The 3,215-nt window shown below is 73.0% G+C and carries 5 protein-coding genes; 3 read left to right on the forward strand and 2 right to left on the reverse strand.

Features of this window, described 5'->3' with window-relative positions:
- Nucleotides 1–190: 190 nt before the first annotated feature.
- The gene (locus AB0G02_RS18585; protein ID WP_360795646.1) at nt 191–781 is read left to right on the forward strand and encodes a TetR/AcrR family transcriptional regulator; all 591 of its coding nucleotides are present in this window, start codon (nt 191–193) and stop codon (nt 779–781) included.
- Here the strand turns inward: AB0G02_RS18585 and AB0G02_RS18590 are convergent.
- Both AB0G02_RS18590 and soxR read right to left on the reverse strand, forming a co-directional pair.
- The gene (locus tag AB0G02_RS18590; protein ID WP_360795649.1) at nt 753–1,283 is read right to left on the reverse strand and encodes an RNA 2'-phosphotransferase; all 531 of its coding nucleotides are present in this window, start codon (nt 1,281–1,283) and stop codon (nt 753–755) included. The two genes, AB0G02_RS18585 and AB0G02_RS18590, sit on opposite strands and share 29 nt — an antisense overlap.
- Before the next feature lie 33 nt (nt 1,284–1,316).
- A complete protein-coding gene (gene soxR, locus AB0G02_RS18595; RefSeq protein WP_360795652.1) occupies nt 1,317–1,778 on the reverse strand; it encodes a redox-sensitive transcriptional activator SoxR in 462 nt (153 codons plus the stop codon).
- Nucleotides 1,779–1,831: 53 nt separating this feature from the next.
- Between soxR and AB0G02_RS18600 the strand changes: the two genes are divergently transcribed.
- Nucleotides 1,832–2,524 carry a transketolase gene (locus AB0G02_RS18600; RefSeq protein ID WP_360795655.1) on the forward strand — a complete coding sequence of 231 codons (693 nt, stop codon included), beginning with the start codon at nt 1,832–1,834 and terminating at the stop codon, nt 2,522–2,524.
- Nucleotides 2,521–3,215 (forward strand): transketolase (locus AB0G02_RS18605; protein ID WP_360795658.1); only part of this gene is annotated, 695 nt, incomplete at its 3' end. The genes AB0G02_RS18600 and AB0G02_RS18605, both read left to right, overlap by 4 nt.

A 3,215-nucleotide genomic window follows, 5' to 3' on the forward strand; every position in this document is an offset into this window, starting at 1 on the left:
CGAACCGCGGCATGCACAGCCAGTCGATCGACCCGTCCCGCCCCACCAGAGCCGCCGTCTACGTCCAGGTCACGCGTGTCCTACGTCCAGGTCACGCGTGTCCTACGTCCAGGGTGTTCGAAGTGAACGCTCGGGCGCGTCGGCGGCCGTTCGGGACGGCCGACTTGGCTGTCTGCGTATGGTTGGTCACATGTCGTCACCGGCTCAGGCCACCATCACCGTCGGTCGCCCTCGGGAGCGGGCCGACGCCGCACGCAACCGGGCTCGCGTGCTCGCCGCCGCGGAAGAGGTGTTCGCCGCCGCCGGTGGCTCGGTCGGCGTGACGATGGAGGACATCGCGCGGGCCGCGGGCGTGGGTCGGGCGACGCTCTACCGGCGCTACCCGGACACGACGTCGATCGCGCAGGCGCTGCTGGACGAGCACGAGTCCGGCATCCAGGAGCGCATCCTCACCGGCCCGCCGCCGCTGGGCCCGGGAGCGCCGCCGGACGAGCGGCTGGCCGCGTTCTACCGGACGATGGTCGGCCTGCTGGAACGGCACCTGCACCTGGTGCTCGGCGCGGAGACGGGCCGGGCGCGGTTCCGGGCGGGCGCCTACGGGTTCTGGCGGCGGCACGTGGCCTCGCTGGTGGACGGTGCGCCGGCGGCCGTGGTGGACGCCCTGATGGCGCCGCTGGCCCCCGAGGTCTACCAGTACCAAAGACAGGTGCGCGGCCTCGGCCCGGACGAGGTGGTCGCGGGCCTCGACTGGCTCACGAGACGAGTTCTCGCAGGTAGTTAGGCGGCACGGCGGGAGCCAGCCACACGCCGTTCGCGCTCACCCGGAACTCGTGCCCGTCGGCGGCCATCGCCGCGGCGTCGACCACGAGCACCACCGGCTTCCCCCGGCGTGACCCGACCCGCACCGCCGTCTCGACGGTCGCGGACAGGTGCACGTCGTGCCGGGCCATCGGCCGCAGCCCGTCCCGGAGGATGTCGGGCAGGAACCGGCCCACCGTCCCGTGGTACAGCTCGGCGGGCGGCTCGGTGACGGGCAGGTCCAGCTCCACCGCGACGGTGTGCCCCTGGCTGGCCCGGATGCGCCCGTCGACGACCTCGTACCGCTTCTTGTCGTTGCGCTCGACCACTTCGAGCACCTGCGCCCGGCTCACGCCCAGTGCGCGCACGAACTCGTCCAGGTCCACCCAGCCCGCCGGGTCCAGGGTCAGCCCGAGCCGGCCCGGGTCGTGGCGGAGGTGCTTCGACATCCGCTTGGACAAGCGGGTCACGTCCTTCTCTTGCACGAACCCAGTGCAGCACGGCGGCACAACCGGATTTCAGGTGCCGCCCTCGACGGCGGGCTTGAGCTTGGGTGCGCCGGGGCCGTCCGCGGCCTGCTCGTCGTCGAAGTTGTGCAGGAAGCAGCTGCGCAGCGACAGGCACCCGCAGCCGATGCACGACGTCAGCCGGTCGCGCAGCCGGCGCAGCGCGTCGATCCGGGCGTCCAGCTCCACCTGCCAGCTCGCGGAGAGCCTGCTCCAGTCGGACTTCGTCGGCGTGCGGTTGTCCGGCAGCGTCGCGAGCGCGGCGTGCACGTCCTCCAGCGACAGCCCGACCCGCTGCGCGGTGCGGATGAACGCCAACCGCCGCAGCACGTGCCGCGGGTACCGGCGCTGGTTGCCCGCCGTGCGCTCGGAGGTGATCAGCCCCCGTTCCTCGTAGAACCGCAGCGCGGTGTGCGGCACGCCGCTGCGCTCGGCCACCTGACCGATGGTCAACATCTCCGGCAACTTGCTCACGTGCGCATCTTATGGGTTGACCTCGACCTAAGTCGAAGTTGTTGGGTAGGTCCATGGCGGTCAAGGGGAAGTCGGGGTTCGGGGCGCTGCCCGCGATGTTCCGGCGGATGACGGGGGACGAGAAGCACGAGTGGGCGGCGGCGTCCACGCTGGACGTGCTGTGGGTGCTCTACGACCGGGTGCTGGACGTCTCGCCGGACCGGGTGGACGACCCGGACCGCGACCGGTTCCTGCTGTCCAAGGGGCACGGGCCGATGGCGTACTACGCCGTGCTGGCCGCGAAGGGATACCTCGAACCATCCACGTTGGACACCTGGACGGCGTGGGACTCGCCGCTGGGGCTGCACCCGGACCGGGTGCTGGTCAAGGGGGTGGAGATCGGCAGCGGCTCGCTGGGGCACGGCCTGCCGATCGCCGTCGGCACCGCGCTCGGCCTGCGCCTGCAACGGCGGACCGCGCGCACGTTCGTGCTGGTCGGTGACGCGGAGCTGGACGAGGGCAGCAACCACGAGGCGATCGCGCTGGCCGGGCGGCTCGGCCTGGACCGGCTCGTCGCGGTGGTGGTGGACAACGCGTCCGGCACGCACGGCTGGCCCGGCGGGGTGGCGAAGCGGTTCGAGGTCGAGGGCTGGCAGACGTCCACTGTGGACGGACGGGACCACGACGCCCTCCACCGGGCGTTCACGCAGGACCACCCCGGCCGGCCGTTGGTCGTGGTGGCGGAGATCGGTGAGGGGGAGCGATGAGGTCGATGCGCCAGGTGTTCGTGGACACCGTCGAGGACGCGATGCGGCACGACCCGCGGATCGCGGTCGTGCTGGCCGAGATCTCGCGCGACGCGTTCGCGCCGCACGAGCGGGTGATCAACGTCGGCATCCGCGAGCAGGCCATGGTCGGCGTGGGGGCGGGGCTGGCGCTGGCCGGGATGCGCCCGGTGGTGCACACCTACGCGCCGTTCCTGGTCGAGCGGCCGTTCGAGCAGGTCAAGCTGGACTTCGGGCACCAGGACGTGGGCGGGGTGCTGGTCGGCATCGGCGGCTCCTACGACGACCCGGCGTCGGGCCGCACGCACCAGGCGCCCGGCGACGTGGCGCTGTTCGACACCCTGCCCGGCTGGGCGGTGCGCGTGCCGGGGCACCCGGACGAGGTCGGGCCGGTCGTCCGGGACGCGCTGGCGGGCGACGACCGCGTCTACATCCGGCTCTCGCTGCGGCACAACGCCGCGCCGCACCCGGTGGTCGAGGGGTTCACCGAGGTGCGGCGCGGCAGGCGCGGTGTGGTGGTGGCGGTCGGGCCGGTGCTCGACACCGTGCTCGCCGCCACCCGGGACGCGGACGTGACCGTGCTCTACGCGACCACCGTGCGGCCGTTCGACGTGGCGGGGCTCCAGGCGGCGGTGCGGCGGGCCGACCGGGCCGACGTGCTGCTGGTCGAGCC

The organism is Actinosynnema sp. NPDC023658 (assembly GCF_040639995.1).
In the GTDB taxonomy this organism is placed as follows: Bacteria; Actinomycetota; Actinomycetes; order Mycobacteriales; family Pseudonocardiaceae; genus Actinosynnema.

Excerpts from the sequence above, each read along its gene's own strand:
- AB0G02_RS18585 (WP_360795646.1), top strand. The coding sequence starts at position 191 with ATGTCGTCACCGGCTCAGGCCACCATCACCGTCGGTCGCCCTCGGGAG.
- AB0G02_RS18600 (WP_360795655.1), top strand. The coding sequence starts at position 1,832 with ATGGCGGTCAAGGGGAAGTCGGGGTTCGGGGCGCTGCCCGCGATGTTC.